Origin of the sequence: Pedobacter sp. FW305-3-2-15-E-R2A2 (genome assembly GCF_038446955.1) — a bacterium.
GTDB lineage: Bacteria > Bacteroidota > Bacteroidia > Sphingobacteriales > Sphingobacteriaceae > Pedobacter.
The window spans coordinates 4,552,094-4,575,675 of sequence record NZ_CP151803.1 but is presented as its reverse complement, the minus strand read 5'-3'; the positions used below and the strand labels follow the sequence as shown (position 1 = coordinate 4,575,675).

The following is a 23,582-nucleotide window of genomic DNA, read 5'->3' as shown; positions in this document are numbered from 1 at the left end:
ATAGCAACATATACTAATGAAATTAAATTTAAACCGCCCTCTTGCTTTTTTTGATCTGGAAACTACAGGTGTAAATGTAGGTGCAGATCGTATTGTTGAAATTGCCATTTTAAAAGCGATGCCCGATGGGTCGGAGCTGATCAAAACAATGCGCATTAATCCTGAAATGCCGATTCCTCTGGCATCTTCCCTGATTCACGGGATCTATGATAAGGACATCGCGAATGAGCCTGCCTTTAAAGATGTAGCTGCTGAACTTGCAGCGTTCATTGGAGATGCAGACCTTGCAGGGTACAATTCCAACAGATTCGATATTCCGGTATTGCTGGAAGAATTTTTAAGAGCAGGAGTAGATTTTGATATGTCTGACAGGAAATTTGTCGATGTTCAGAATATTTTTCACCAGATGGAACAACGCACGTTACGTGCTGCTTATAAGTTTTATTGCGATAAAGACATTATTAATGCGCATTCTGCCGAAGCAGATATTACCGCTACTTACCATGTGTTGCTTGCTCAGATTGAGCGTTACAGCGACACTGAGTTCGAAGATAAACAAGGTAAGATCTCTAAACCGGTAAAGAATGATGTTGATGCACTGCATACTTTTACCAATATGAATAAGCCGGTAGATTTTGCCGGAAGAATGGTTTTCAATGAGCAGGATCAGGAGATCTTCAACTTTGGTAAACATAAAGGTAAAACGGTAGAACAGGTATTTGATACGGAGCCAAGTTATTATGCATGGATGAAACAGGGAGATTTCCCGCTTTATACCAAGAAAAAATTAGAAGAGATCTGGACCCGCTGGAACAAAAAAAAGGAACAGCTAAAGCAGGAAAAGCAACAGCAGTCGGTGGCTAATAAGCCGAAGGCAAATCCAGGTGCTAATCCTGGTGCCAGGCCTAATCCATCAGCTGCGCCTCAAAAAAAGTCGAAGCCTGCTGTTGATGTGACTAATGATATGTTAGAGCAACTGAAAATGAAGTTTGGAAAATAACATCAATCCTTAAAAAATATAAAGAGGCTGTCAGGATTAAATTCCGGCAACCTCTTTTTTTGTTAAAACAAAATATACTTATGAAGAAGATCTCATTTTTGCTGGTATCAATATGCTGGTCCGGTTTGGTTGCTGCACAACAGGATCTGCCTGTTCCTGCTGAAATTCAGGCTGCGTATGCGAAAGGAACAAGGGCAGTGACCGGTAAACCGGGCCCTAAATATTGGCAGAATACCGCCAATTATGATTTGAAGGTGAACTTTAACCCTTCCAGCAGGGAGCTAAAAGGTGTGGTAGATGTTGTTTATTATAATAATAGTCCGGATACACTGAAACAGCTGTGGTTTAAGCTTTATCCAAATCTGTATAAAAAGGGCGTGGAAAGAAAAACGAAGTTTAACGACCGGGACTTGAATGAAGGTGTAAGCATTCTTTCTATGCAGGCTGATGGCCGCAAGCTTGACCAGCAGGCGATGACGATTGAAGGAACAAATATGCAGGCAGCAATCGCTGCATTGGCTCCGGGGAAACACATTAAGTTGAAAATTGAATACAAATACGACCTGAATAAAGGTTCTCACATGAGAACGGGGCAAGTGGATGAAGGTTCTCATTTTGTAGCTTACTTCTTCCCCCGCATTGCCGTATATGATGATGTGGATGGATGGAACAAATTCCCTTATACTGGAGATGTAGAGTTTTATAATGATTTCTGCAATTTCAAAGGAGAAATCACGGTTCCTAAAAACTTTGTAGTCTGGGCTACGGGGGATTTGCTGAACGCGAAACAGGTGCTGAAGAAGGACATTGCAGAGCGATTGGCCAAAGCAGAAAAGGAAGATGCAGTAATCGATGTGGTTGATGATAAAGACCTGCAGAATAAGGCCGTTACTGCCGACCAGGCTTACAATACCTGGAAATTTGAAGCTAAAAATGTAACGGATTTCGTATTTGCTACGAGTGATCATTACTTGTGGAAGTCGAGCAGCCTGGTGGTGGATTCGCTAACCGGAAGAAGGACGAGGGTAGATGCTGCCTTTAATCCGATTCATAAGGACTATTATGAGGTGATTGATTTTGCCCGTAAAACGGTTCATGCGATGAGCTTTGTTTTTCCTAAATGGCCATATCCCTATGCGCATGAGACGATTTTTGATGGTCTTGACCAGATGGAATATCCAATGATGGTAAATGATAACCCGGTAGAAAAAAGACAGGATGCGATTACACTGACGGTTCATGAAATCTTTCATACGATGTTCCCTTTTTATATGGGAACGAATGAAACGAAATATGCCTGGATGGATGAAGGTTGGGCAACAATCGGCGAGTGGCTGATCGGACCGATGATTGATACGACAATGGTAGATGAATATGGTGTGGCACCAACGGCAATGTCTTCGGGTTCTAAAGACGATGTTCCAATCGTTACGTTAAGTACAGAACTTAAAGGCGTAGGTTCATTCACCAATTCTTATCCTAAGCCAGGTCTGGGTTATCTTTTTGTAAAGGATTATCTGGGCGATGACTTGTTCCATAAAGCTTTACACCACTATATAGGACAATGGCAGGGAAAACACCCGATGCCTTTCGATTTCTTTTACAGCATGAATGAAGGTTCCGGTAAAAACATGGACTGGTTCTGGAAACGTTGGTTCTTTGAAGAAGGTGTAACAGATCTGGGAATTGTTTCTGCGAATAAAGTAGGAGAAGAGTATGAAATCGTGATTGAAAATAAAAGCAATAAACCTTTGCCGATAGATCTTTTACTGACATATGAAGATGGTTCAACGAAACAGATTCATCAGAGTATTGGGGTTTGGGAAAAAGGAGATCAGAAGATTAGTATTAAAGTTACTGGAGATAAAAACCTGAAGAAGATAGAAATGGGAAGCGCTCATGTACCGGATAAAGATAAATCGGATAACGTGTTAAGTTTATAGTTTCAATAGATACTTATTTTAAAGAGGATAGCTTTTAGTTATCCTCTTTTTTGTTTTGACCCATTTGGCCCTGTTAACTTTTTAGATATATTCCGAACTTAGTAAGGCAGGTAAGGGATTAAATAAATCTGTTTTCTTTTTCTTGCATATTTTTTCTATCGTATATATATTTATACTTACATCATTTTTTTGTTTATTATTGAAAATAATATTTTAATTATAAACTTTATTGATTTTTTTATAAAAACATTGTTTTTAAAATAATTGGTAATATATTTTTCTTTTAAATATTTGTCTATAGATTAGACATCGTCAGGCTGTTGATAATCAATGGTTACCAGATCACAGCCGTTTAACGCCAAACTCTAAAACGATGAAAAAAAGATTGTACGCGCTTGCTTTATTTGTGCTGTCTGTTTTATTAGTCCCTTTGAACAGTACAGCGCAGGTTGATTTATTAACCACCGTTACCCAGCCTTTATCCCCTCAGGCGGCAGCACTGGGAAAATATGTAGAAATGCCGGTGGGTTATTACAGTGGGATTCCCGAGGTCAGTGTGCCTTTGTATGAACTGAAAACCAAGGATTTTAGTGTTCCTGTTTCCCTGAGTTACCATGCTTCCGGGGTGAAACCAAGGGAGATTCCCGGATGGGTAGGTGCGGGGTTCAGTTTGAACGCCGGGGGGTCGGTGACCAGGATTGTCCGTGGACTTCCCGGTTTGGGCGCGGCTTATGTTCCCGGTACTTTTCCCGATCGACGCAGAATGCTGAACGTGGAAAACGAAAACAGCATGGCAAAAGTAGATACGGAATGCGATGAGTTTTATTTTAACTTCCTGGGCCTTAGCGGCAGTTTCAGCTTTACCAGTGATGGAAAAGTGTTGATGAAGGATGTAAATAACCTGTATGCGGAATACACGGCAGATAAGTTTAAGTTCATTGATGAAAAGGGAACCGAATATTACTTTGATGTTTCCGAGACCAATACCATGAGCAGTGGATACACCTATTCCAGTGCCTGGTACCTCACCAGGATCCGGCTACCTTTTAAAAATGAAGTGATCGAGTTTAAATATGAGAGTGAAGGAAACAACTGTTACCGGATGAACTATTATCCAACGGAGCAATATGAATTTATACGGTATGAGGACCGTTCCCCTCAGGTCCAGTTTCTTCTGAATCCCGATTGTGACGATGTGATTGGCGTGGCCGGACTTCCCGAACTGATTAAAACCAATAACCTGCTGATCAAATCGATCATTCATAAAACCGATACCCTGAAGTTTTACCGGAACAACAGTTCCCGGACCGATGTTTATAAGATCCGGCTGGACAGCATTAAAATGTTTAACGGAACAACGATGGTCAGCAGGGCGCGGTTTACCTATACCTATAGTGACAGTACCAGCGACAGCCTGGCCAAAAAAATGCTGCTGGACAGTGTGAATATCAACGATGAGCCAGCCTACCGTTTCAGCTATTTTGGTCCGTATATGGGTCGGAAAATGCCCGGGGTAAACAACCTGGGAACCGATTTCTGGGGCTATTATAACGGGGAAGAAAAGAGTTTAAGCCCTCAGAACCAGCCTTTTTTTATCAGGTTTAAAAACCTTCACGGCACGGTGGTTAACCTGGGCTCTGCCTACAACAGCAGCTTCAAAAATCCGGATTATAAATACGCCCGGGTCGGTGCATTGAAAAGTGTCAGTTATCCTACAGGAGGGAAGACTGAGTTCGAATATGAAGGCAATGACTATGCCTATCCTGTTGTCCCGGAATCGGATGAACGTATGGCCATGGCGATGGACTCGCTCAGGCAGCTGGGAAGCTCCAGTAATTACCCCAGCACGAACAACAGTGCTGAATTTATCCTGCACCAAAACCAGACCGCAACTTTTGAAACCAAGCTGGGGATGTCGCCAAATATCAACAGCTGGACCGATTACCAGAATTATGTCTATAATGGTGGATTTGGCGCTTTGAGTATCGCAAGGCTCTATAAGTATAATGAAGGCACAGGTGTTTTTGACCTGCTGAATACCTGGAGTTTCAATCCGGTAACGGGCATCGGCGCTCCAAACCCCGGCATCGGTTTTGGATTTGTTAAACCTAACGGGACGTCTACCCAAAACCCTTCGGTGTCCCTGACTGAAGGAAGGTATAAAATGGAAACGGAAATTCTGGCTTATGGATTCAGTGCGGGCATTAAAGTGACCAACCAGTTTAAATACAAACGGCCCGGCCGGAGTCAGGGACCTTTTAATTACCACATCTATAATGCCGGCGGGCTCCGGATTAAAAAGATCACTTTTACCAGCCCGGTAAACAGTTCCTCTTTTGAAAAGAATTATGACTATAGTTATAAAGGGATCACCTCTGGCGTGTCTGAAATCCCATTTTGTAACCTGACCTCGAAAATTCACTGGGGCGAACAAAGGATCAGGTATTACCCGCCGATAGAGGGGATTTTTGATCCCCAGATCTGTACTTTTTTTCTGCTGAACCAGAGTACGATGGTCCCTTTAGGTAATGGAAAAGGCGGAACGGTAGGTTATGCACAGGTGACCGAAACCATGAATGACGGGCGTAAAACGGTCATGCAGTTTACCAATGGCTACAGCGATGTAAATGCAGATTCCCTGTTCGACGGGTATGAAGATCAGTTTTATTTTACTGCTCTGGGCGACCAATCCGTTTTTGACAGGGCAGGCAATAGTAAATCTTCCTGGCGGGGAAGGATGAAAAGGGTATGGTACCAGGATGGTTCGGGCAAAAAGATGAAGCAGGAGGTACACCGGTTTGCGAATCTGGCCAGCGGCTCCCTGCAGAACACTTCCCTGTTTCTTTCCATCAATGCACTTCCAGGCAGTCCTGATGTGAATTATGGAACCAGCTGGGGAACTTACCATTTTACGCAGGACAAGTTCGTTCCGGTGCTGGACTCGGCCTATTATTTTAACGGCACAGATACCCTGAAAGAGCTCACTAAATACAGCTACCTCAATGCCGGATTTGCAAACCCTTCAGCAATAGTTAAGGTGAATTCTGTAGGAGACAGCAGCATTACCCGTTTTAAATACCCTTATGATTACACGATTTCAGGCACAAGTTCCATTGCCTTTTCCAAAGGCATTAAAAACCTGCAGGATAAACATGTCATCACCAGCCCGATAGAAACTTATGTGGAGGAAAAAACTGCAGGAGGAAGCGGAAAGGTGACCATGGCACAGCTGGTTTCCTATAAACCGGAGCTTCCGGTTCCGGATACGGCATACAGCCTGAACAATACCGCAGGGCTGAACGATTTTAGTCCCGCCGTTTTTACGGTAAGTACGGCCAGTAAGGACAACAGGTATGAGCGCAGGATTCTCTTTGATAAATATGACAGTTATGGCAATGTGGTGGAACAGCGAAAGGAAGGAGAATTGAAGGAAGTGCTGGTCTGGGGTTATCAGAAAAGGTATATCGTGGCCAGGATTACCGGAAGTACTTACGCCACAGTGATGGCACTGGTCGATACCACCGTAATCAATAACCCCTCCGGCGATGCGGCCATGCGTACGGAACTGAATAAAATCCGTACCAGCCTGGCCTCTTCGAACCCTGATGCAGAAGTGACCAGTTATACTTATGCCGTGCTGAAAGGAATGACCAGTATGACTGACCCCAGGGGAGAAACGGTGTATTATGAATATGATGTTTTTGGTCGGTTGAAGCGGACAAAAAACGCGGACAATGACATAAAAGATCACCTGTGGTACCATTATAAACCTTAAATGCGCTCCACCATGAAATACATTTCCATATTCAGGATGCTGTTAATGGTTTTAATGGCTCCTTTATTTACCCTGGCACAGTCTGCCGATCAGAATTATGTAAAAACGGCTAAAGTGCTGGTCAGTGGCATCACCACAGAAGCTGCGCTGAATGCAGTCATCTCCGATAAAACCAAGGCAAGGGTGGGTATTGCCTACCTGGACGGGCTTAGGCGTCCCTTACAGAATGTCCAGTACCAGGGCAGTCCACTAGGAAAGGATATGATCCAGCCTTTTGCCTATGATAATTACGGGCGTGAAGTAAAGAAATATCTTTCCTACACGGATAACGGAACTTCCACCGGTAATTACCGGGCTGCAGCAATCAGCAGTCAGCAATCATTTTACAACAGCCCGCCTTCCGGTGTAATCAGTATTCCCTCAGGATCAGGACAGGTCGCTTATTCGGAAACAAAGTTCGAAGCTTCTCCGCTGGACCGGGTACAGCAGGAAGGCTTTCCGGGAGGAGACTGGAAGATTGGCGGGACGCATACCCTCCGTAAAGGTTATGCTGCAAATGCAGTTAATGATGTGAGAAAATGGGTCGTAACCAGTAATGGTGCTACCGGAAGCAGCTATTATCCCAAGGCGAGGCTGTATGTGGACACCCTGACGGATGAAAACGGGAACAAGACGATGGAGTATAAGGACTACCAGGGAAGGGTAGTGTTAAAACGGCTTCAGAATGGGGGCAGTTTCCTGAATACTTATTACGTCTATGATGAACTCAGCAACCTCCGTTATGTGATTCCACCGGGATTTACGGCAACCAGCTTTGTTGAAAGTGATGCAGGATTTGACCAGTTCATCTATGCTTACCGGTATAACGGAAAAAGACTGGTGACCGAGAAGAAGATCCCGGGGAAAGGCTGGGAGTTCTTGGTGTACAACAAGACGGGCAGGTTGGTGATGAGCCAGGACGCCATGCAGCGGTCCATTTCTCCCCAGCAGTGGACGGTCTTTAAATACGATAATACCGGAAGGCAGGTGATGACCGGGATTTACGACCATACCGGAAGTACGCCCAATACCGCTTACCGCAGTACACAACAGGCCGCTGTGGATGCAGATCCCGATTTGTGGGAAACCCGGATTGCCACAGGGACAGGGTATACGGCAAACACCTATCCTTCGACACTTAGCCAGACCTTACTGATCAGTTATTATAACAATTATACCATCCCGGGGAAGACCAGTACCTATAATGCCACCCAGACGGTCACCAGCCGTACCCAGGGACTGGCTACGGGGAGTAAGGTGAATATCCTGGGTACGTCAACGATGCTGCTGACGGTGAATTATTATGATGAAAGGGGGAGGTTGAAGGAAAGCGTCAGCGATCACCAGCTCGGAGGAACGGACCGGGTGGTGAATACCTGGAACTTTGCTGATGAACTGACGGCCAGTACCCGGACACATACCAGCAGCGGGGGCAGTGTGACCGTTGCCATGCGTTATGAATATGACCACGCCGGAAGGAAAACCAAAACTTATGAAAAGATCAATACCGATGCCGAGGTTTTGCTTTCAGAATTGGGTTATAACGAACTGGGACAGTTGCTCACGAAAAAACTGAATAATGGGTTGCACACGACCACCATGTCCTACAACTCCAGGGGATGGCTGACAGGGAAAAGTGCAGCACTCTTTGCCATGCAGCTGAAATACAACGATGGGACTACACCAAGGTATAACGGAGACATTACCGGGCAGCTCTGGGGAACACCGGGAAGCCTGACGAAGAACTACACATATAATTATGATCAGCTGAACCGGCTGCTATCAGGGATCTCTGGTACAGGAAATGACGAAAAGAACATCAGCTATGATGCGATGGGAAATATCCTGACACTGACCAGGGACAATGGTACCGCCCAGACTTACAGTTATAGCGGAAACAGGCTGAGCAGTGTGAGTGGTGGGGTCAGCAGGACTTACACCTATGATTTAAATGGGAATGTACTAACCGATGGCACCAATACCTTTACCTACAACTACCTGAACCTGCCAAAGACAGTAAGCGGAGGAATGTCAATCACCTATACCTATGATGCCTCAGGAAGAAAACTGAGATCGGTAAATGCCGGGGTAACGAAAGATTATATTGATGGTATTCATTACACTTCAGGGGCGATAGATTTCATTCAGACCGAAGAAGGAAGGGCAAGGAAAAGTGGGGCCAGCTATCTGTATGAATATAACCTTCAGGACCATCTGGGGAATACCCGTCTGAGCTTTGACATCTACAGCGGGGCAGTAAGGGATGTGCAGCATGATGACTATTATCCGTTTGGAAAGACGTTTAACAGCTACCTGCTTGGGGCAAAAAATAATTATCTTTATAATGGCAAGGAACTGCAAGGCGGATTGGAACAGTACGATTACAGTTCACGGCTTTATGACCCGGTAGTTGGACGGTGGAATGTCATTGACCCATTGGCAGAATTAGGACGGAAATGGAGCCCTTATTCGTATGCTATGGGTAATCCTATTCGTTTCATTGACCCAGACGGGATGTGGGCATATGATGCAAATGGTAATTTTACAACCTCTGATTTAGATGAGATTACTTCGGTTTTAAATCGCTTAAAAAATCGTGCATCTGATTTTTCATCACAAGGTAAATGGCAGCCTTTAGATAAATCAACACTATTAAATTATGTAAAAAACACTAAATGTAAGGGCTGTGGTATTGGACAATTGCAAAATAAAACTGGGGCTGTCTTCGAAGAACTTTTTGAAGATTTTATAGATGAGAATTGTACAATGGATAATTTCAGAGTGATCAAAAATCCTCTTAAACTTCAAGGTGATTTTGATTATACTATCCCAGATTTTCTTGGCTTGTCTTACAGTGTCGGTAAAAAAATAGGTGCAAAGATTAGCTCTTTTTACGAAATTGAAAGCTTTTATGAGTTGAAGGCTACCCAAAATAATATTGGTAAAGGTTCTTTTGATGGGCAGTTGAAGGTTCAAATTCAAGCGGCTAAAAGAGCTAAAGTAAGTGAAATTATCATTATTACTACTTATGGAGTAAATTTGAGCCAACAGTTAGTGAACTATGCTAAAAACAATGGTGTCACTATAACTCAATATTGGGCTCAATATCAGATGGTGGGTGGCGAAATGAAAACGAATTACATATCTCCCAAAAAATGAAAATGATTCTATTTTTTTTTATGTTGCAGTCCGCTATTAACTTACAAGAGATGCAAGCAAATTACGAAATACTAGAATGGTCAAAAGCAAATGATCTGAAATTGGCTAAAAATACTCAGTTTTTAATGACCATTTCATACAATTTAGGGCAGGTTTATAAATTGCAAGACCTTTCTTATGTTGTAATTCCAATAAATCCATTTGGAAAAGCACTATTAACCAAAGACAAAAAAGTGTTGGATAGATGGATAACGGACTCTTATTTTCCCACAAATGAAGACATCAATAGCTTCTTTTTTAAGAACGCTGAGAAAATTAAAAAATTACCAGAATTTAAAGATGAACTAATCAGAGAATTAGAGATAGGCATTAATAGTACTGAATCCATATCCCGAACATCTGAGGAAATAGATCAAATTTATAAACAGCTGAAAAATAGAAAGATATTTCCGAAATACAGATTGAATTTCATAGTGCTTGTAGGAGAATATCTTATTAAAAGGCACCCAGATATTAGGGCAGCTTGGGCGCTGTATCGAAATAAGCAGCTCTTGAATCCTGATACACAATTAGCCCTCGTAAGAGTTCTTAATAATCAAAATTGTTATTTTAAACTAGAGAATTTCATTACTGGGAAATGGGGATATAGAGGAATGGAAGATATCGAAGACTCTTACAAACGGCGTTGGTCTGCGCCGAGTGAAATTGAGACAGTAGAAAAATTAAGTGAAATCAATTATGAATAAAATAAACATCCTGTTAATGATATTAATTTTTTCGAATTCTATTTCGAATGCTCAGCCATGGAAAACTATCATAATAAATGACGAAGTGTCGGTTAATTTTCCATCATTGCCAATTAAGAAAGAAATTCAGGGGAAAGAAATGTACTTTTATAGAGCAGAGGATTATGCGTTAATGGTGGGAGTTGCTATAAAGGTCTTTTCAGATTCTTCATCCCAATTGAAACAGCAAAACTCTGGGGAAATTAAGCCAGCTGATACATTTTTAAGTCAAGTCATCAATGGCAAAATTGCTCATGGTAATCAAATATTATTATCAACAAAAACAGTAAAAATCGGAAACCACATTGGAAAAGAGATTGCTTATTTAACAAGTGATAGTAAGGAACGTTTTTGTTTCTTATTGTTAACTAAGGATACTCTATACACTTTTGAATGTTGGTACTTAAAAAAGAATATTAAACCCAATGAGAAAGAGACCTTTTTTAATTCCATCCTAGTAAAGGAATGATAATCGCCAAAAAAGTAAAATTTGTTCAAAATAGACGAGAAATAAAACTAATTTCGGGCCATACAAAAAAGAACCTTTACACTTTCTAGTCCTGTTTCTTATAGACTTTCTATGATAAAGACTATAAGAGTAGAAGGTTTGGATGTGTTAAAAATCTCTATTGCAAAGCCCTGATTATGGTTGGATATCGCCTGTTAATTCTAATGCTTTGATCGCAACCTGTAAGACCTTTAAAAAGGTATATTGGCCTATTGTTTTATTATGATAGGCGCTCTTTATAATGCTAAAATAACTTTGATGTAATATGATTAGAAGTCTTCTTTTTCTTTCTGTGATCCTTGTTTTTTTATTAGCCGCTTGTGGTCATTCAGGTAGTGATCCCTTTATCATTTCAAAGAATGACAGTCTAAGCAAGATTTCTCTGGATGATTCCACAGTGGTGATCGTACCACCTAAAGTGAAATATGCCGCATATACTTTTATCATTGATTCAGCTAATAATTTTTATTTCTATTCTATGCCGGAGGCCACATTCATTTTTTGATGGTGATGAGCCTGAATACATCGGCCTTCAACCCAATCGGGTATTTAGCATTCCAAAAGGCGTTGAGCAGGAATTCTTCGGGAAAAATGTTTTACATCAAAAAAGTTCCAGAAATATAAAAACCATTATGGTTGCTTCTTATAAGGATACGATTAATTCAGCATTTCTGATGCATCTTCTCGAACTTTAAAAAAAAAGTAAAAGACAACAAGATATGGACTACAGTGCGTTTAGCATTGCCTGAGGAACATGAGGTCATTAAATCAAAAATAAATGGTCTGTATTATGAACCCAAATTTTAATACTAGAGCTATTATTGCGAAATTTTATGACCGGAGAATGGTGTCAATTCTGGTCCTCCTAATCTGCTCATCATGCTCCATCTATAAGGAATCAGGCGCTTTTCAATCGAAATACCTTACCTTCTCCCTCCAATACCTTTAAACAACATATCATACTGCGAGAGGAGAGAAAGCTATTGCAGAAAGATATGGAGTTTATCACTTTGGATGATCGAGAGATTATGGACAGATTGTCTTATACAAGAGTAGACCGGGTTGCAGTATTGAAAGCATATTTTTCGTTTCAGGGCTGTAAGCAGACAAGTGATAAGAGCTATGGAACAGATATAGGAAGTTCAAAAAATAAGACTTTGATGGCCAAAGAAAATATTTCATTTTCAGTAGAAGCCTTGTATTCATTGAGTATGATGTTGCTTGGTCATAATGTAGCCATTAGTCCGGTGTTAATTAATACCAGCATGGGCACTGTCAGCAATTGGAACAAAGAAGAGATGAAAGAAATCTTTAATATCTATAAAAAATGGCTGCATAAAATGGAGGAGAGTAATTTTGAAGAGCTTACATGACCCTTAGAAAATTCTAAATATCAATGGTTGATTAGAGAAGATTGGGGAATTACATTGCGACCTTCGTTATAAACTACTGATCTGTATGGGAATCTATGCATGTCGCTTATATGTCAAAACCGTAAATCCATAGCGGAAACCCTGAATTTATGGTTTAAATCTTTATTTTTGTACCTCATGAACAGATTATTCAGGCGTACCTTAGCGTTTTTTTTATTGCTGACCTTATGTCTGCCATCTTCATGTGCTTTGAAACAGGGCATCATCTACTTTTTCTCTGCTTCCGTTTTTGAGCCGTCAGTTGCTGCAGCAACGACAAAAAGTGTTACTCCGATCAGGGTAAAACCGGAAGTTAAAACAGCTGATTGTAAAATGCAGAACAGTTTAAGAGCAGCGGTACAACTAAAATCGAGAACTCAGACAAGCGAAGCCACTATGCTGCCGTTTTTGTTTTTCATCTTACCTGGATTTTTGATTTCTCTTCTTGCCGCCGATAAAAGATTTGCACAGCTTCCGATTCCGTATTCCTGGTTTCGCCGGCCAAAAACGTCTATTTTCCTGCAGCATAGTTTATTGCTCCTATAGGATTTCATTCTTAAAATTAATTGTCCTCCAATATTTAGCGAGGCGAATGAATTCAGTAATAATCTCATAAATATACCCCATGACTTCAATAAAAGATCAAGATAACAATACAAATAAAAAGAGCTGGTTTACAATTTCAAACATGGGTATGGCAGTAGCTGTACTATTTGTACTCACCATTATATTTAGCCCGGAGGCTAAAGGATGGGTCATTCAAAACCTCATGAAAATCGGTTTGGTTCAGGCACCTGCAATACCCAAAAGCTCAGAACCGGAAACAAATGCAGCTGTGGCTGTACCCGGTGGAGAGCAAGTTACTTTTGCGGATGGGAAAGGAAAATCCATCAGCCTTGCGGAATTAAAAGGAAAAGTTGTTTTTGTCAACTTCTGGGCTACCTGGTGTCCTCCATGTATTGCCGAAATGCCATCTATTCAGGCTTTGTATACCAAGTATAAAGACAATGAGCAGGTGGTCTTTATCATGGTTGACGTAGATGGAAAATATAAACAAGCCAGCGATTTTATGAAAAAGAACGGATATACACTTCCTGTTTATTTACCGGAAAGTGAAGTTCCAAAGGAATATTTTGCAGGCTCAATGCCAACTACGGTCATCCTGGATAAATCAGGTAAACTGGCATTTCATCATTTAGGAGCTGCAGATTATAGCGATCCGGAGATTACCGGATTTATTGACAAGCTGATCAAGTAAGCTTAATCAAACATAGAAGGTGCTTTGGATCAATTCCTGAGCACCTTTTTATTTAGGAGCAGTTTTGATGAAATCTATGTTTCTGGTCAGCCCTTTAAACTTTGTCCGCTTCACCGCAGAGTTCTTAAAAATGGCTTTAAACACATCTTCAGTAATGTCCAGCCAATCTTCCTTTTTCATCTGCAGCAGGTGCTCATTGGGCTGAAACTTAGGTTCCGAATGAGGCACTGAAAAACGGTTCCAGGGACAAACATCCTGACAAATATCACAACCAAACATCCAGTTTTCCATCTTATCATTAAAGGATTGCGGAATTTCTTCTCTCAGCTCTATGGTCAGGTAAGAAATACATTTTTTAGCATCGATAATAAAGGGGGATAAGATCGCATCGGTAGGGCAGGCATCGATACATTTGGTACAGGTTCCACAATGGTCTGTTTCAAAAGGCTGATCGTATTCCAGGTCAAGATCTATGATCAGTTCAGCCAGGAAAAAGAAAGAACCGCTCTTTTTATTGATCAGGTTGCTATTTTTACCAATCCAGCCAATGCCTGCACGTTTTGCCCAGGCCCGGTCCATCACCGGAGCGGAATCTACAAAAGCACGTCCGCTAACTTCGCCGATCTCTTCCGAAATAAAGTTAAGCAGTTGAAAGAGCTTATCCTTAATCACGAGGTGATAATCCGTGCCGTAAGCGTATTTCGATATTTTGGGCGCATCAGGATCTGACTGTCTTTCTTCCGGAAAATAATTGAGGGTAAGCGAGATGACTGATTTCGAGTCCTCTACCAATAGCCTTGGATCCAGCCTTTTGTCGAAATGATTTTCCATATAAGCCATTTCCCCATGGTGGTTATTTTCCAGCCATTTCTCTAGCCTGGGGGCTTCTTCTTCCAGAAATCCTGCTTTGGCAATTCCGCATTGCATGAAGCCCAGCCTCAAGGCTTCGGCTTTAATCATCTTGCTGTATTTCGCGGAATTGTTCAACATCGGGTACAAAGATAGGATTTAGCTGGAAAACCTTTTAGGAGATCGGCTGTTGTTATGATAAAGGAACAAAAATTGGAAATCATGGAAGACAATAATCCACAACACAAAGAGGATCCACTAAAGCCGCATGTGCCAATAGAAACGAATTATGCTAAACATCAGGATAATCCCGGTCCTTCACCTCAGGCGGTTAATGAATATGATAAGAATGGAGCCGGCCCGATATTGAAATGGATCATTCCGATATTGGTGCTTGCATTGCTGATCTATTGGTTATTTTTCAGACATCCTTAATTAAGGAAAGACCACTGGAAATATCGGAATGCTGCTACCAGAAAGTAAAAGCATTCCGATGGTTTTTTTTATTTAAGCAACCTCACTTCATAAAGATCCTTACGTCGATCTTTAAGAATCTTTACGGTTCCAAAATGGTGAAGTTCATCCAACAGGTGAAGGTCTACATCGACAACCAGCATCATTTCTGTATTTGGCGTTGTTTCTGCTTTTACCGCATTGGTAGGAAAGGCAAAGTCTGAAGGGGTAAATACAGCCGATTGTGCGAACTGGATGTCCATGTTGTTCACCTTCGGTAAATTACCTACACATCCTGCTATGGCCACATAACATTCGTTTTCAATAGCTCTGGCCTGTGCACATCTTCTTACCCTGGTATAGCCGTTCTGAGTATCTGTAAGGAAGGGTACAAACAGGATTTGCATGCCCTGATCGGCATAAATTCTACTCAGTTCAGGAAATTCCACATCATAGCAGATCAGGATTCCGATCTTTCCACAATCCGTATCAAAGACCTGGATCTTATCGCCACCCACCATTCCATAGTATTTCTGCTCGTTCGGGGTAATGTGGATCTTACGGTATTCTTCCGTTTTTCCGCTTCTATGACATAGATAAGTTGCGTTGTAGAGTTTATTGTTCTCTATAATCGGCATACTTCCCGAAATCACATTTACATTGTAAGAAACTGCATATTCCTGAATTTTATTCACGATTTCTTCCGTCTGTTCTGCCAGTTTACGCATGGCTTCCATTTCCGGGAGGTGATTATAAGGTTGCAATAAAGGCGTGTTAAAAAACTCCGGGAACATGATGAAATCTGATTTGTATCCACTCACAGCGTCTACAAAGAACTCCACCTGTTCATAAAAAGCTTCAATATCCGGGAACAAACGCATTTGCCACTGTACCAGTCCGATTCTGATGGTTTTCGCCGAGCGTGCCGAAGCATCTATTCCCTGGTAGTAAATGTTGTTCCATTCCAGCAGGGTCGCATAATCCTTGGATTCATGATCTCCGGGCAGGTAATTTTTAAGTACTTTCCTGACGTGAAAATCATTGGAGATCTGGAAGGTCAGGGTAGGGTCGAAGATTTCCTTCGCTTTAACCTTATCAATGTATTGTCTGGGGCTCAGGGTTTCCGCATATTCATGGTAGCGTGGGATTCTTCCTCCGGCGATGATGCTTTTCAGGTTCAGGCTTTCGCAAAGCTCTTTTCTCGCTTCATACAACCTTCTGCCCAGTCTTAACCCCCTGAATTCAGGGCTTACAAATATTTCTATCCCATACAATACATCTCCTTCAGCATCGTGGGTAGAGAAGGAGTAATCGCCGGTAATATTTTTATAGGTATGTTTATCGCCATATTCATCGTAGTCTACAATGATTGATAAGGAACAAGCCACCACTTTGTCGTCTACAGCAATGCAGAGCTGACCTTCGGGAAATAATTTAAGTAATCTTTCAATGCTGCTCTTGCTCCATATCTGTCCGCCCAGGGTATCATAAGCCTGTTGCATTGATTCTTTTAAATCATTGTAATCCGCTAAGGTAAGTTTTCTTGTTTCTATATTCATAATCAGCTAAATTTAGCTAATAAGAACAGAAATGATGCCTAAATGGGCGGATTTGTTAAAATAGTTTTCCTGTTTGTCCGGGGAAGTTCTTTTGCAGGTGTTTATAAGCTGCTTCGGTTACTTCCCTTCCGCGTGAAGTACGCATCAGGAATCCTTCCTGTATCAGGAATGGCTCATAAACTTCTTCAATTGTCCCCTCATCCTCGCCAACAGCAGTGGCAATGGTTTTCAGACCTACCGGACCTCCTTTGAATTTATCAATGATGGTCACCAGGATTTTATTGTCCATTTCATCCAGCCCATGCTCATCCACATTTAAGGCCCTTAAGGCATACCTCGCAATCTCTGTATCGATTTGTCCGTTTCCTTTGATCTGTGCAAAATCACGGGTTCTTCTCAACAGCGCATTAGCGATACGGGGCGTCCCTCTGCTTCTGCGGGCAATCTCATAAGCACCTTCTTCGGTGATCGGCGTTTTCAGGATGTCTGATGACCTTAAAACAATGGTGGTTAACAGTTTTGCATCATAATAAGCCAGACGGGAGTTGATGCCGAACCTTGCCCTTAATGGTGCCGTTAATAATCCTGACCTGGTAGTGGCGCCAACCAGGGTAAAAGGGTTGAGGGTAATTTGTACGGAACGGGCATTAGGGCCACTTTCCAGCATGATGTCGATCTTGAAATCCTCCATTGCAGAATACAGGTATTCTTCTACCAACGGGCTCAGGCGGTGAATCTCATCAATAAATAAGATGTCTCCTGATTCCAGATTGGTCAGCAATCCGGCAAGGTCTCCGGGTTTGTCTAAAACCGGTCCGGAGGTGACTTTAATCCCAACTCCCATTTCATTGGCAATGATGTAGGAGAGGGTGGTCTTGCCAAGTCCCGGAGGACCATGCAGTAAAACATGGTCCAAAGGTTCTCCGCGTAACTTTGCAGCCTTTACAAAGATCTTCAGGTTCTCCATGATCTTTTCCTGTCCCGTAAAGTCTTCAAATTCCTGCGGGCGCAATACTTTTTCAATATCACGTTCAAAGGGAGTTAAGCTTTCTGAGTTGGGATCAAGATTTTCGTTCATGGGGTAAAGTTAGTATAAAAGGCTTGTAATTGATATTATTTGCTAAACTTGGACGCTACAACAGCTTCTTTAACGCCCTTGGCATAGTTGTAAAATCCTTCTCCGGATTTCACACCTTTGTTTCCGGCAGTCACCATATTAACCAATAAAGGACATGGTGCATATTTAGGGTTTCCGAATCCGTCATGGAGCACATTTAAAATGGCCAGACAAACATCCAGACCAATGAAATCTGCCAGTTGAAGCGGGCCCATAGGATGTGCCATTCCCAGTTTCATCACGGTATCGATCTCTTCCACACCGGCAACACTTTCATATAAAGTATAGATGGCTTCATTGATCATGGGCATCAGAATTCTGTTGGCCACAAAACCAGGGTAATCGTTCACTTCTACCGGAGCTTTGCTCAGTTTGGTAGAAAGGTCCATCACAATGGCAGTGGTCTCGTCGCTGGTCGCATAACCTCTGATCACCTCTACCAGTTTCATTACCGGAACAGGGTTCATGAAGTGCATGCCAATCACTTTATCACCTCTGTTGGTCACAGAAGCAATCTTAGTGATGGAAATGGAGGAAGTATTGCTGGCCAGGATCGCTTCCGGTTTGGCAAAAGTATCCAGGTCTTTAAAGATCTTTAATTTCAGCTCCAGGTTTTCTGTTGCCGCTTCTACAATCAGGTCTGCATTGGCTACGCCTTCTGCCAGCTGCGTGAAATTGCTGATATTTTTTAAGGTATTCGCTTTGTCGGCCTCCGTAATCGTGCCTTTAGCTACCTGACGGTCCAGATTTTTTCCAATGGTACTGATGGCACGTTCCAAAGCTTCATTATTTACATCAATTAAGTTTACCTCATAGCCAAATTGCGCAAAAGTATGTGCGATTCCATTGCCCATTGTTCCTGAGCCAATCACTGCGATGTTCTTCATTTAAGTTTTTTTATGGTAATCAATTATTATGGTGCTAATCTATTGATAATCCATGAACCATCCACCAACTGGTAGTTCAAACGGTCGTGCAGCCTGCTCGGTCTGCCTTGCCAGAATTCAATATGTGTCGGTTCTACCAGGTATCCTCCCCAATGAAGCGGACGCGGAATTTCTTTGTCTTTATATTCCGTACTCAGCTGTGCGACTTTCTCTTCCAGGGATTCCCGGTTCGGAATGACGCTGCTTTGCGGAGAGGCCGAAGCACCAATCTGACTTCCTGTCGGTCGGGAATGAAAATAGGCGGTAGATTCTTCCGCATCAATTTTACTCACCACACCATCAATTCGAACTTGTCTTTCCAGTTCCGCCCAGAAAAATACGAGTGAAGCCTGCGGGTTTTCCGCCAGATCTTTTCCTTTGTCACTGTCGTAATTCGTGAAGAAGACAAAACCATCTTTGTCAAAACCTTTCAGCAAAACGATGCGTGCCGAGGGCTTGCCATCGGAATTCGCGGTAGCGAGTGTCATGACATTGGGTTCAAAGATTTGTGCGTCTACGGCTTCGGTAAACCATTTTTTAAATTGCAGGATAGGGTTACTTTCCACATCAGTTTCGGCTAGTTCTGCTGAGCGGTATTCCTGTCTTAAATTCTGTAGATTTTCTTTATTCAGCTCCATGTACAAAAATAGGTTTTAGTTTATTTAATTTTATCGCTAAATTTCCGAAATGTTAAGTCGATTAGAGCCATCAGCAGGTAAATTATTAATTTCAGAACCATTCTTAATGGATCCTAATTTTAAGCGTTCTGTAGTTTTTCTTACCGAGCACCAGGAGGAGGGAACCGTAGGTTTCATCCTGAATCAACGCAGTACTTTGCTGCTCAATGATTTAGTGCCTGACTTCACCGGTGATGATTTCCCGGTTTATCTGGGTGGACCGGTAGCGATAGACACCATTCATTTTATCCACAGACGCCATGACCTGATCACAGATGGGGAGGAGATTGCCAAAGGGGTATGTTGGGGTGGTAATTTTGAGACTTTAAAGGTTTTGATCAATAACCATAGCATTAAGGCGGCCGACATCAAGTTCTTTATCGGGTATTCCGGTTGGTCGGGCCCTCAGCTAAAGAATGAAATGAAAGAGAATACCTGGATTGTGTCCGATCAGTTTCAGGCTGATGTGGTATTCTCTAACAATGAAGAGGAACTTTGGAAGGAAGTGATCATCAACCTTGGACCTAAATACGCCCATGTGAGTAATTTCCCCCTGGATCCTAATCTTAATTAATAATTTTCAAGATCTATCGCGCTTTCTTCAATCTTTTTCTTCAGATCGTCTTTGTAAGCCTGCATTTTAGCAGAAAGCTCCGGGCTTGCTGTAGCCAGAATCTGCGCAGCTAGTAAACCTGCATTTTTTGCTGCATTTAGTGCAACAGTAGCTACAGGAATGCCATTTGGCATTTGAAGAATAGAAAGGATAGAATCCCATCCGTCAATAGAGTTGGATGATTTTACAGGAACACCAATCACCGGTAAGGTCGTGATCGAAGCCACCATTCCAGGTAAATGTGCTGCACCACCTGCGCCGGCAATGATCACTTTTAACCCTCTTGATGCTGCATTTTTTGCGTATTCAAACATTCTTTCCGGAGTCCGGTGAGCAGACACAACGGTCATTTCAAATTGGATATCGAATTCTTTTAGGATATCGGCTGCGTCTTTCATGATAGGAAGGTCAGACTTGCTGCCCATAATAATGCCTACTTGTATGCTCATTAGGAAATAACTTTTAGTGTATTTTTGATGTAATTGGCTTTTTCAATTGCTTTCTCGCGGTTGATGTCTACAATGGTAATGTGACCCATTTTGCGGAAAGGCTTGGTGTATTTTTTGCCATAAAGGTGTACGTAGACCCCGTCAATGGCCATGATCTTTTCTAATCCCTGATATTTCGCCACACCATTGTGGTTCTTTTCTCCAAGAAGATTGATCATAACGGCATTGTTGATCGTGCGGGTATCCCCTAAAGGAAGGTTGAAGATCGCACGTAAATGCTGGTCAAATTGAGAAACATAGTTTCCTTCAATCGTCTGGTGTCCGCTATTGTGTGGACGTGGAGCAAGCTCATTCACCAGGATATCTCCGTTTTTGGTGACGAACATTTCTACGGCCAGCAATCCGGTGATATTTAGTGAGGAAGCAATGTTTTTAGCAATGGTCTCTGCTTTCTGCTGAATAGCAACAGGGTAAGTAGAGGGAGAAATCAGGAATTCTACAAGATTTGCTTCTGCATTGAATTCCATCTCTACCATTGGAAATGTTTTCACATCTCCGTTAGGATTTCTGGAAACAATGATGGCTACTTCTTTCTCGAAATCTACCAGTTGTTCGATTAAACATGGAGCATCAAAAGCATTGTCGATATCTGCCAGGTTATTTATTTTCATTACCCCTTTACCATCATAACCATCTTTACGCTGTTTCAGCATGTAAGGAAATGGAAAATGACTGTTGCGCATGTCTTCTTTGGTATTTACCAGTTGGAATGGCGCAGTAGGAATGTTGTTTTCTTTAAAAAATTGTTTCTGAACACCCTTGTCCTGAATCAAACGGATCACCCTGGATTGCGGATAAACCTGTTTGCCTTCTTTTTCCAGTTGTTCCAACGCTTCAATATTTACCTTTTCTATTTCAATAGTAATGATGTCTGCTTTTTTTCCGAAGTTATATACGGTGTCGAAGTCAGTGATAGAACCACATTCAAAGTAGTTTGCGAGGTGTTTACATGGAGCGTCTGTATCCGGATCTAAAATTAAAGTGGTTAAATTATAATTGATGGCCTCTTGTATCAACATCCTGCCCAATTGTCCGCCACCTAATATGCCTAATTTTAAATCACTTATTTGTTTTGCCATATCGATATGAAAAAGTTATGCTTATTTTGCACAAAAATAACAATATAAACGGATTGATGGATGTAGATGCTATAATTATTGGCGCCGGGGCTTGCGGTTTGATGTGTGCGGTTCAAGCGGGCTATTTAGGGAAAAGGGTAATATTGTTGGAGAAAAGCGATAAACCAGGAGCGAAAATTCTGATTTCCGGTGGAGGCAGGTGCAACTATACCAATCTGTTTGCGACTGATGAACAGTTCATTTCCAATAACAAACACTTTTCTAAATCTGCATTTACCCAATGGACGGTAGAAGATACGATCAGCTTTTTTGAAACTTACGGAATCTCAGGAAAAGAGAAAACATTGGGGCAACTTTTTCCTGATGGAAAGAATGCAAAAGACATCGTAGCGGCATTTACCAATATTTGTGAGGACTTTGGCCAGCAGATCATCTGTGATGCACAGGTCAATGAAATAGAACAGACAGCGGCCGGATTTGAGGTTCGCTTTGATAAAGGAAATAAATCGCGCAGTTTAAAAGCACCAAAGTTGGTGATTGCCACAGGTGGATTGCCGATCCCCAAAATGGGCGCTACAGATTTTGCCTTGCGCTTTGCCCGAAAACACGATTTGAAGATCATCGAAACCGCACCGGCACTGGTTCCTTTAACCATCACCGGAAAAGACGAAGACTGGTATGCACAGCTATCCGGAAATTCGGTTTTCTGCGAAGTGAGCAACGACAGAATCTCTTTCGAAGAAAACATCTTGTTTACACACTGGGGGCTGAGTGGACCTGCGATCCTGCAAATCTCTTCCTACTGGAAAAGAGGAGAGGAGATCAATATTGATCTGCTGCCCAGACAAAACATATTGGAGCTGATCGAAGAAGAACGCAAGTCGAATGGCAAACTGATGTTATCGACGCTGTTTAACCGGATCTATCCTAAGAAATTTACCGATGCCATGGCGAAATTCCTGCCGATTGAAAAACAGGTGGCCTCGCTGACAAAAACTGAACTGGAACTCATCCAAAAAACCATCCACCTGTTTAAAGTAAAACCTGCAGGCGATAAGGGTTACGATAAAGCGGAAGTGATGCGTGGAGGAATTGATACGAACGAGTTGTCGTCAAAAACGCTGGAATGTAAACGTATTCCGGGCTTATTTTTTGGCGGGGAATGCGTCGATGTAACAGGATGGCTTGGTGGATATAATTTTCAATGGGCCTGGGCAAATGGTTATGTGATCGCTCAAAATATTTAATACCATAAAATAAAAGAAACAACACGATGGATAAGTATAATAAAATGATCAAAACTGTTTGTCTTTTAGTGGTGCTTATCCTGTTTTCTTTAGTTATTTCTTCTGTTAAGGCTCTGGCGCAGGAGAATTTTAATGTCGTGGTTTCTATCGCTAAAGGAGATTTAAATAAAGATTTGCTGCCAGATTCTGTAGTCGTTACTCAGGATACTACCGCGGATACTTCTCCTTATCGTCTGGAAATATTTTTTGCTAAAAAAGGTGGAGGATATCAACTGAATATCCGCACTGATAAAGCAATTAATGAACAACATCCCAATGGAAAAGACGGATACAGGGACGGATATGGCTTTTCTAAAGTAACCATCAAAAGGGGAGTGATTGATCTGTACTGCCAGTTGATCAGAGGATACTTCATACATAAATTCCGCCATCAAAATGGGAATTTTGAATTGATCGGGTACAATTACAGAACTATGAATCCCCTGGGTGTAAGTTTTGCAGACTTTAACCTGTCTACAGGCGTTTACCTGGAAACGGTGGAATATGATGATCCGGAGCAAAAAGGAACGAAGAACAGGAAAATCATTAAAGTTCGTCCCCTACCAAAATTGCAGGACTTTGTGCCTTATTCAAATGACCTGTATTGATCAGTCAAGGTGTCTAAAAATATTTCT

Annotated in this window: 21 protein-coding genes; 14 read left to right on the top strand and 7 right to left on the bottom strand. The window is 41.9% G+C overall.

Annotated elements, in window-relative coordinates; genetic code table 11:
* Positions 1–16 precede the first annotated feature (16 nt).
* The 10 genes from AAFF35_RS18410 (at position 17) to AAFF35_RS18365 (ending at position 13,879) form a co-directional block, all read left to right on the top strand.
* Positions 17–1,000 carry an exonuclease domain-containing protein gene (locus AAFF35_RS18410; protein WP_342327997.1) on the top strand — a complete coding sequence of 328 codons (984 nt, stop codon included), beginning with the start codon at positions 17–19 and terminating at the stop codon, positions 998–1,000.
* A gap of 80 nt (positions 1,001–1,080) precedes the next feature.
* Positions 1,081–2,943: a M1 family metallopeptidase gene (locus AAFF35_RS18405; protein WP_342327996.1), complete on the top strand. Its 1,863-nt coding sequence runs from the start codon at positions 1,081–1,083 to the stop codon at positions 2,941–2,943.
* Between the two features lie 373 nt (positions 2,944–3,316).
* Positions 3,317–6,718, top strand: coding sequence for an RHS repeat domain-containing protein (locus AAFF35_RS18400; RefSeq protein ID WP_342327995.1), 3,402 nt, complete (start codon positions 3,317–3,319; stop codon positions 6,716–6,718).
* A 12-nt stretch (positions 6,719–6,730) separates the two neighbouring features.
* Positions 6,731–9,916, top strand: coding sequence for a DUF6443 domain-containing protein (locus AAFF35_RS18395; RefSeq protein ID WP_342327994.1), 3,186 nt, complete (start codon positions 6,731–6,733; stop codon positions 9,914–9,916).
* Positions 9,913–10,662, top strand: a complete 750-nt coding sequence (locus tag AAFF35_RS18390; protein WP_342327993.1) for a hypothetical protein — start codon at positions 9,913–9,915, stop codon at positions 10,660–10,662. Before AAFF35_RS18395 ends, AAFF35_RS18390 begins: the two co-directional genes overlap by 4 nt.
* Positions 10,655–11,170 (top strand): hypothetical protein, encoded by a 516-nt coding sequence (locus tag AAFF35_RS18385; protein ID WP_342327992.1) that lies wholly within the window; start codon positions 10,655–10,657, stop codon positions 11,168–11,170. Before AAFF35_RS18390 ends, AAFF35_RS18385 begins: the two co-directional genes overlap by 8 nt.
* Positions 11,171–11,474: 304 nt before the next feature.
* On the top strand, positions 11,475–11,714 hold the full coding sequence (locus AAFF35_RS18380) for a hypothetical protein (RefSeq protein WP_342327991.1): 240 nt from the start codon (positions 11,475–11,477) through the stop codon (positions 11,712–11,714).
* 523 nt (positions 11,715–12,237) lie between these two features.
* A complete protein-coding gene (locus AAFF35_RS18375; protein WP_342327990.1) occupies positions 12,238–12,582 on the top strand; it encodes a hypothetical protein in 345 nt (114 codons plus the stop codon).
* Between the two features lie 177 nt (positions 12,583–12,759).
* On the top strand, positions 12,760–13,167 hold the full coding sequence (locus tag AAFF35_RS18370; protein WP_342327989.1) for a hypothetical protein: 408 nt from the start codon (positions 12,760–12,762) through the stop codon (positions 13,165–13,167).
* 148 nt (positions 13,168–13,315) lie between these two features.
* A complete protein-coding gene (locus AAFF35_RS18365) occupies positions 13,316–13,879 on the top strand; it encodes a TlpA disulfide reductase family protein (protein WP_342327988.1) in 564 nt (187 codons plus the stop codon).
* 48 nt (positions 13,880–13,927) lie between these two features.
* Here AAFF35_RS18365 and queG read toward each other — a convergent pair whose 3' ends face one another.
* Positions 13,928–14,869 carry a tRNA epoxyqueuosine(34) reductase QueG gene (gene queG, locus AAFF35_RS18360; protein WP_342327987.1) on the bottom strand — a complete coding sequence of 314 codons (942 nt, stop codon included), beginning with the start codon at positions 14,867–14,869 and terminating at the stop codon, positions 13,928–13,930.
* 81 nt (positions 14,870–14,950) lie between these two features.
* Here queG and AAFF35_RS18355 point away from each other — a divergent pair, with 81 nt between their 5' ends.
* On the top strand, positions 14,951–15,163 hold the full coding sequence (locus AAFF35_RS18355; protein ID WP_342327985.1) for a hypothetical protein: 213 nt from the start codon (positions 14,951–14,953) through the stop codon (positions 15,161–15,163).
* A gap of 68 nt (positions 15,164–15,231) precedes the next feature.
* Here AAFF35_RS18355 and AAFF35_RS18350 read toward each other — a convergent pair whose 3' ends face one another.
* From AAFF35_RS18350 to pdxH, 4 genes are read right to left on the bottom strand one after another with little or no spacing between them, the layout of a single operon-like run.
* Positions 15,232–16,740 carry a bifunctional GNAT family N-acetyltransferase/carbon-nitrogen hydrolase family protein gene (locus tag AAFF35_RS18350; RefSeq protein ID WP_342327983.1) on the bottom strand — a complete coding sequence of 503 codons (1,509 nt, stop codon included), beginning with the start codon at positions 16,738–16,740 and terminating at the stop codon, positions 15,232–15,234.
* A gap of 55 nt (positions 16,741–16,795) precedes the next feature.
* Complete coding sequence (gene ruvB, locus AAFF35_RS18345) at positions 16,796–17,818, bottom strand: Holliday junction branch migration DNA helicase RuvB (protein ID WP_342327982.1); 1,023 nt, start codon at positions 17,816–17,818, stop codon at positions 16,796–16,798.
* Positions 17,819–17,853: 35 nt separating this feature from the next.
* Complete coding sequence (locus tag AAFF35_RS18340; protein ID WP_342327981.1) at positions 17,854–18,744, bottom strand: 3-hydroxybutyryl-CoA dehydrogenase; 891 nt, start codon at positions 18,742–18,744, stop codon at positions 17,854–17,856.
* 26 nt (positions 18,745–18,770) lie between these two features.
* On the bottom strand, positions 18,771–19,421 hold the full coding sequence (gene pdxH / locus AAFF35_RS18335) for a pyridoxamine 5'-phosphate oxidase (RefSeq protein ID WP_342327980.1): 651 nt from the start codon (positions 19,419–19,421) through the stop codon (positions 18,771–18,773).
* Between the two features lie 106 nt (positions 19,422–19,527).
* Between pdxH and AAFF35_RS18330 the strand changes: the two genes are divergently transcribed.
* Positions 19,528–20,034: a YqgE/AlgH family protein gene (locus tag AAFF35_RS18330; RefSeq protein WP_342327979.1), complete on the top strand. Its 507-nt coding sequence runs from the start codon at positions 19,528–19,530 to the stop codon at positions 20,032–20,034.
* On the opposite strand, the gene purE is transcribed toward AAFF35_RS18330, so the two are convergent.
* Positions 20,031–20,522, bottom strand: a complete 492-nt coding sequence (gene purE / locus AAFF35_RS18325; protein WP_073229193.1) for a 5-(carboxyamino)imidazole ribonucleotide mutase — start codon at positions 20,520–20,522, stop codon at positions 20,031–20,033. The genes AAFF35_RS18330 and purE overlap by 4 nt on opposite strands.
* Complete coding sequence (locus tag AAFF35_RS18320) at positions 20,522–21,661, bottom strand: 5-(carboxyamino)imidazole ribonucleotide synthase (RefSeq protein ID WP_342327978.1); 1,140 nt, start codon at positions 21,659–21,661, stop codon at positions 20,522–20,524. Before AAFF35_RS18320 ends, purE begins: the two co-directional genes overlap by 1 nt.
* Before the next feature lie 17 nt (positions 21,662–21,678).
* On the opposite strand from AAFF35_RS18320, the gene AAFF35_RS18315 reads away from it, so the two are divergent.
* Positions 21,679–22,908, top strand: coding sequence for an aminoacetone oxidase family FAD-binding enzyme (locus AAFF35_RS18315; RefSeq protein ID WP_342327977.1), 1,230 nt, complete (start codon positions 21,679–21,681; stop codon positions 22,906–22,908).
* Positions 22,909–22,934: 26 nt separating this feature from the next.
* Positions 22,935–23,555 carry a hypothetical protein gene (locus tag AAFF35_RS18310; RefSeq protein ID WP_342327976.1) on the top strand — a complete coding sequence of 207 codons (621 nt, stop codon included), beginning with the start codon at positions 22,935–22,937 and terminating at the stop codon, positions 23,553–23,555.
* Positions 23,556–23,582 lie beyond the last annotated feature (27 nt).

What these genes read in the sequence shown, in the direction of transcription:
- AAFF35_RS18410 (WP_342327997.1), top strand. Translation starts at nt 17, where the DNA reads ATGAAATTAAATTTAAACCGCCCTCTTGCTTTTTTTGATCTGGAAACT.
- AAFF35_RS18405 (WP_342327996.1), top strand. Translation starts at nt 1,081, where the DNA reads ATGAAGAAGATCTCATTTTTGCTGGTATCAATATGCTGGTCCGGTTTG.
- AAFF35_RS18400 (WP_342327995.1), top strand. Translation starts at nt 3,317, where the DNA reads ATGAAAAAAAGATTGTACGCGCTTGCTTTATTTGTGCTGTCTGTTTTA.
- AAFF35_RS18395 (WP_342327994.1), top strand. Translation starts at nt 6,731, where the DNA reads ATGAAATACATTTCCATATTCAGGATGCTGTTAATGGTTTTAATGGCT.
- AAFF35_RS18390 (WP_342327993.1), top strand. Translation starts at nt 9,913, where the DNA reads ATGAAAATGATTCTATTTTTTTTTATGTTGCAGTCCGCTATTAACTTA.
- AAFF35_RS18385 (WP_342327992.1), top strand. Translation starts at nt 10,655, where the DNA reads ATGAATAAAATAAACATCCTGTTAATGATATTAATTTTTTCGAATTCT.
- AAFF35_RS18380 (WP_342327991.1), top strand. Translation starts at nt 11,475, where the DNA reads ATGATTAGAAGTCTTCTTTTTCTTTCTGTGATCCTTGTTTTTTTATTA.
- AAFF35_RS18375 (WP_342327990.1), top strand. Translation starts at nt 12,238, where the DNA reads ATGGACAGATTGTCTTATACAAGAGTAGACCGGGTTGCAGTATTGAAA.
- AAFF35_RS18370 (WP_342327989.1), top strand. Translation starts at nt 12,760, where the DNA reads ATGAACAGATTATTCAGGCGTACCTTAGCGTTTTTTTTATTGCTGACC.
- AAFF35_RS18365 (WP_342327988.1), top strand. Translation starts at nt 13,316, where the DNA reads ATGGCAGTAGCTGTACTATTTGTACTCACCATTATATTTAGCCCGGAG.
- queG (WP_342327987.1), bottom strand. Translation starts at nt 14,869, where the DNA reads ATGTTGAACAATTCCGCGAAATACAGCAAGATGATTAAAGCCGAAGCC.
- AAFF35_RS18355 (WP_342327985.1), top strand. Translation starts at nt 14,951, where the DNA reads ATGGAAGACAATAATCCACAACACAAAGAGGATCCACTAAAGCCGCAT.
- AAFF35_RS18350 (WP_342327983.1), bottom strand. Translation starts at nt 16,740, where the DNA reads ATGAATATAGAAACAAGAAAACTTACCTTAGCGGATTACAATGATTTA.
- ruvB (WP_342327982.1), bottom strand. Translation starts at nt 17,818, where the DNA reads ATGAACGAAAATCTTGATCCCAACTCAGAAAGCTTAACTCCCTTTGAA.
- AAFF35_RS18340 (WP_342327981.1), bottom strand. Translation starts at nt 18,744, where the DNA reads ATGAAGAACATCGCAGTGATTGGCTCAGGAACAATGGGCAATGGAATC.
- pdxH (WP_342327980.1), bottom strand. Translation starts at nt 19,421, where the DNA reads ATGGAGCTGAATAAAGAAAATCTACAGAATTTAAGACAGGAATACCGC.
- AAFF35_RS18330 (WP_342327979.1), top strand. Translation starts at nt 19,528, where the DNA reads ATGGATCCTAATTTTAAGCGTTCTGTAGTTTTTCTTACCGAGCACCAG.
- purE (WP_073229193.1), bottom strand. Translation starts at nt 20,522, where the DNA reads ATGAGCATACAAGTAGGCATTATTATGGGCAGCAAGTCTGACCTTCCT.
- AAFF35_RS18320 (WP_342327978.1), bottom strand. Translation starts at nt 21,661, where the DNA reads ATGGCAAAACAAATAAGTGATTTAAAATTAGGCATATTAGGTGGCGGA.
- AAFF35_RS18315 (WP_342327977.1), top strand. Translation starts at nt 21,679, where the DNA reads ATGCTTATTTTGCACAAAAATAACAATATAAACGGATTGATGGATGTA.
- AAFF35_RS18310 (WP_342327976.1), top strand. Translation starts at nt 22,935, where the DNA reads ATGGATAAGTATAATAAAATGATCAAAACTGTTTGTCTTTTAGTGGTG.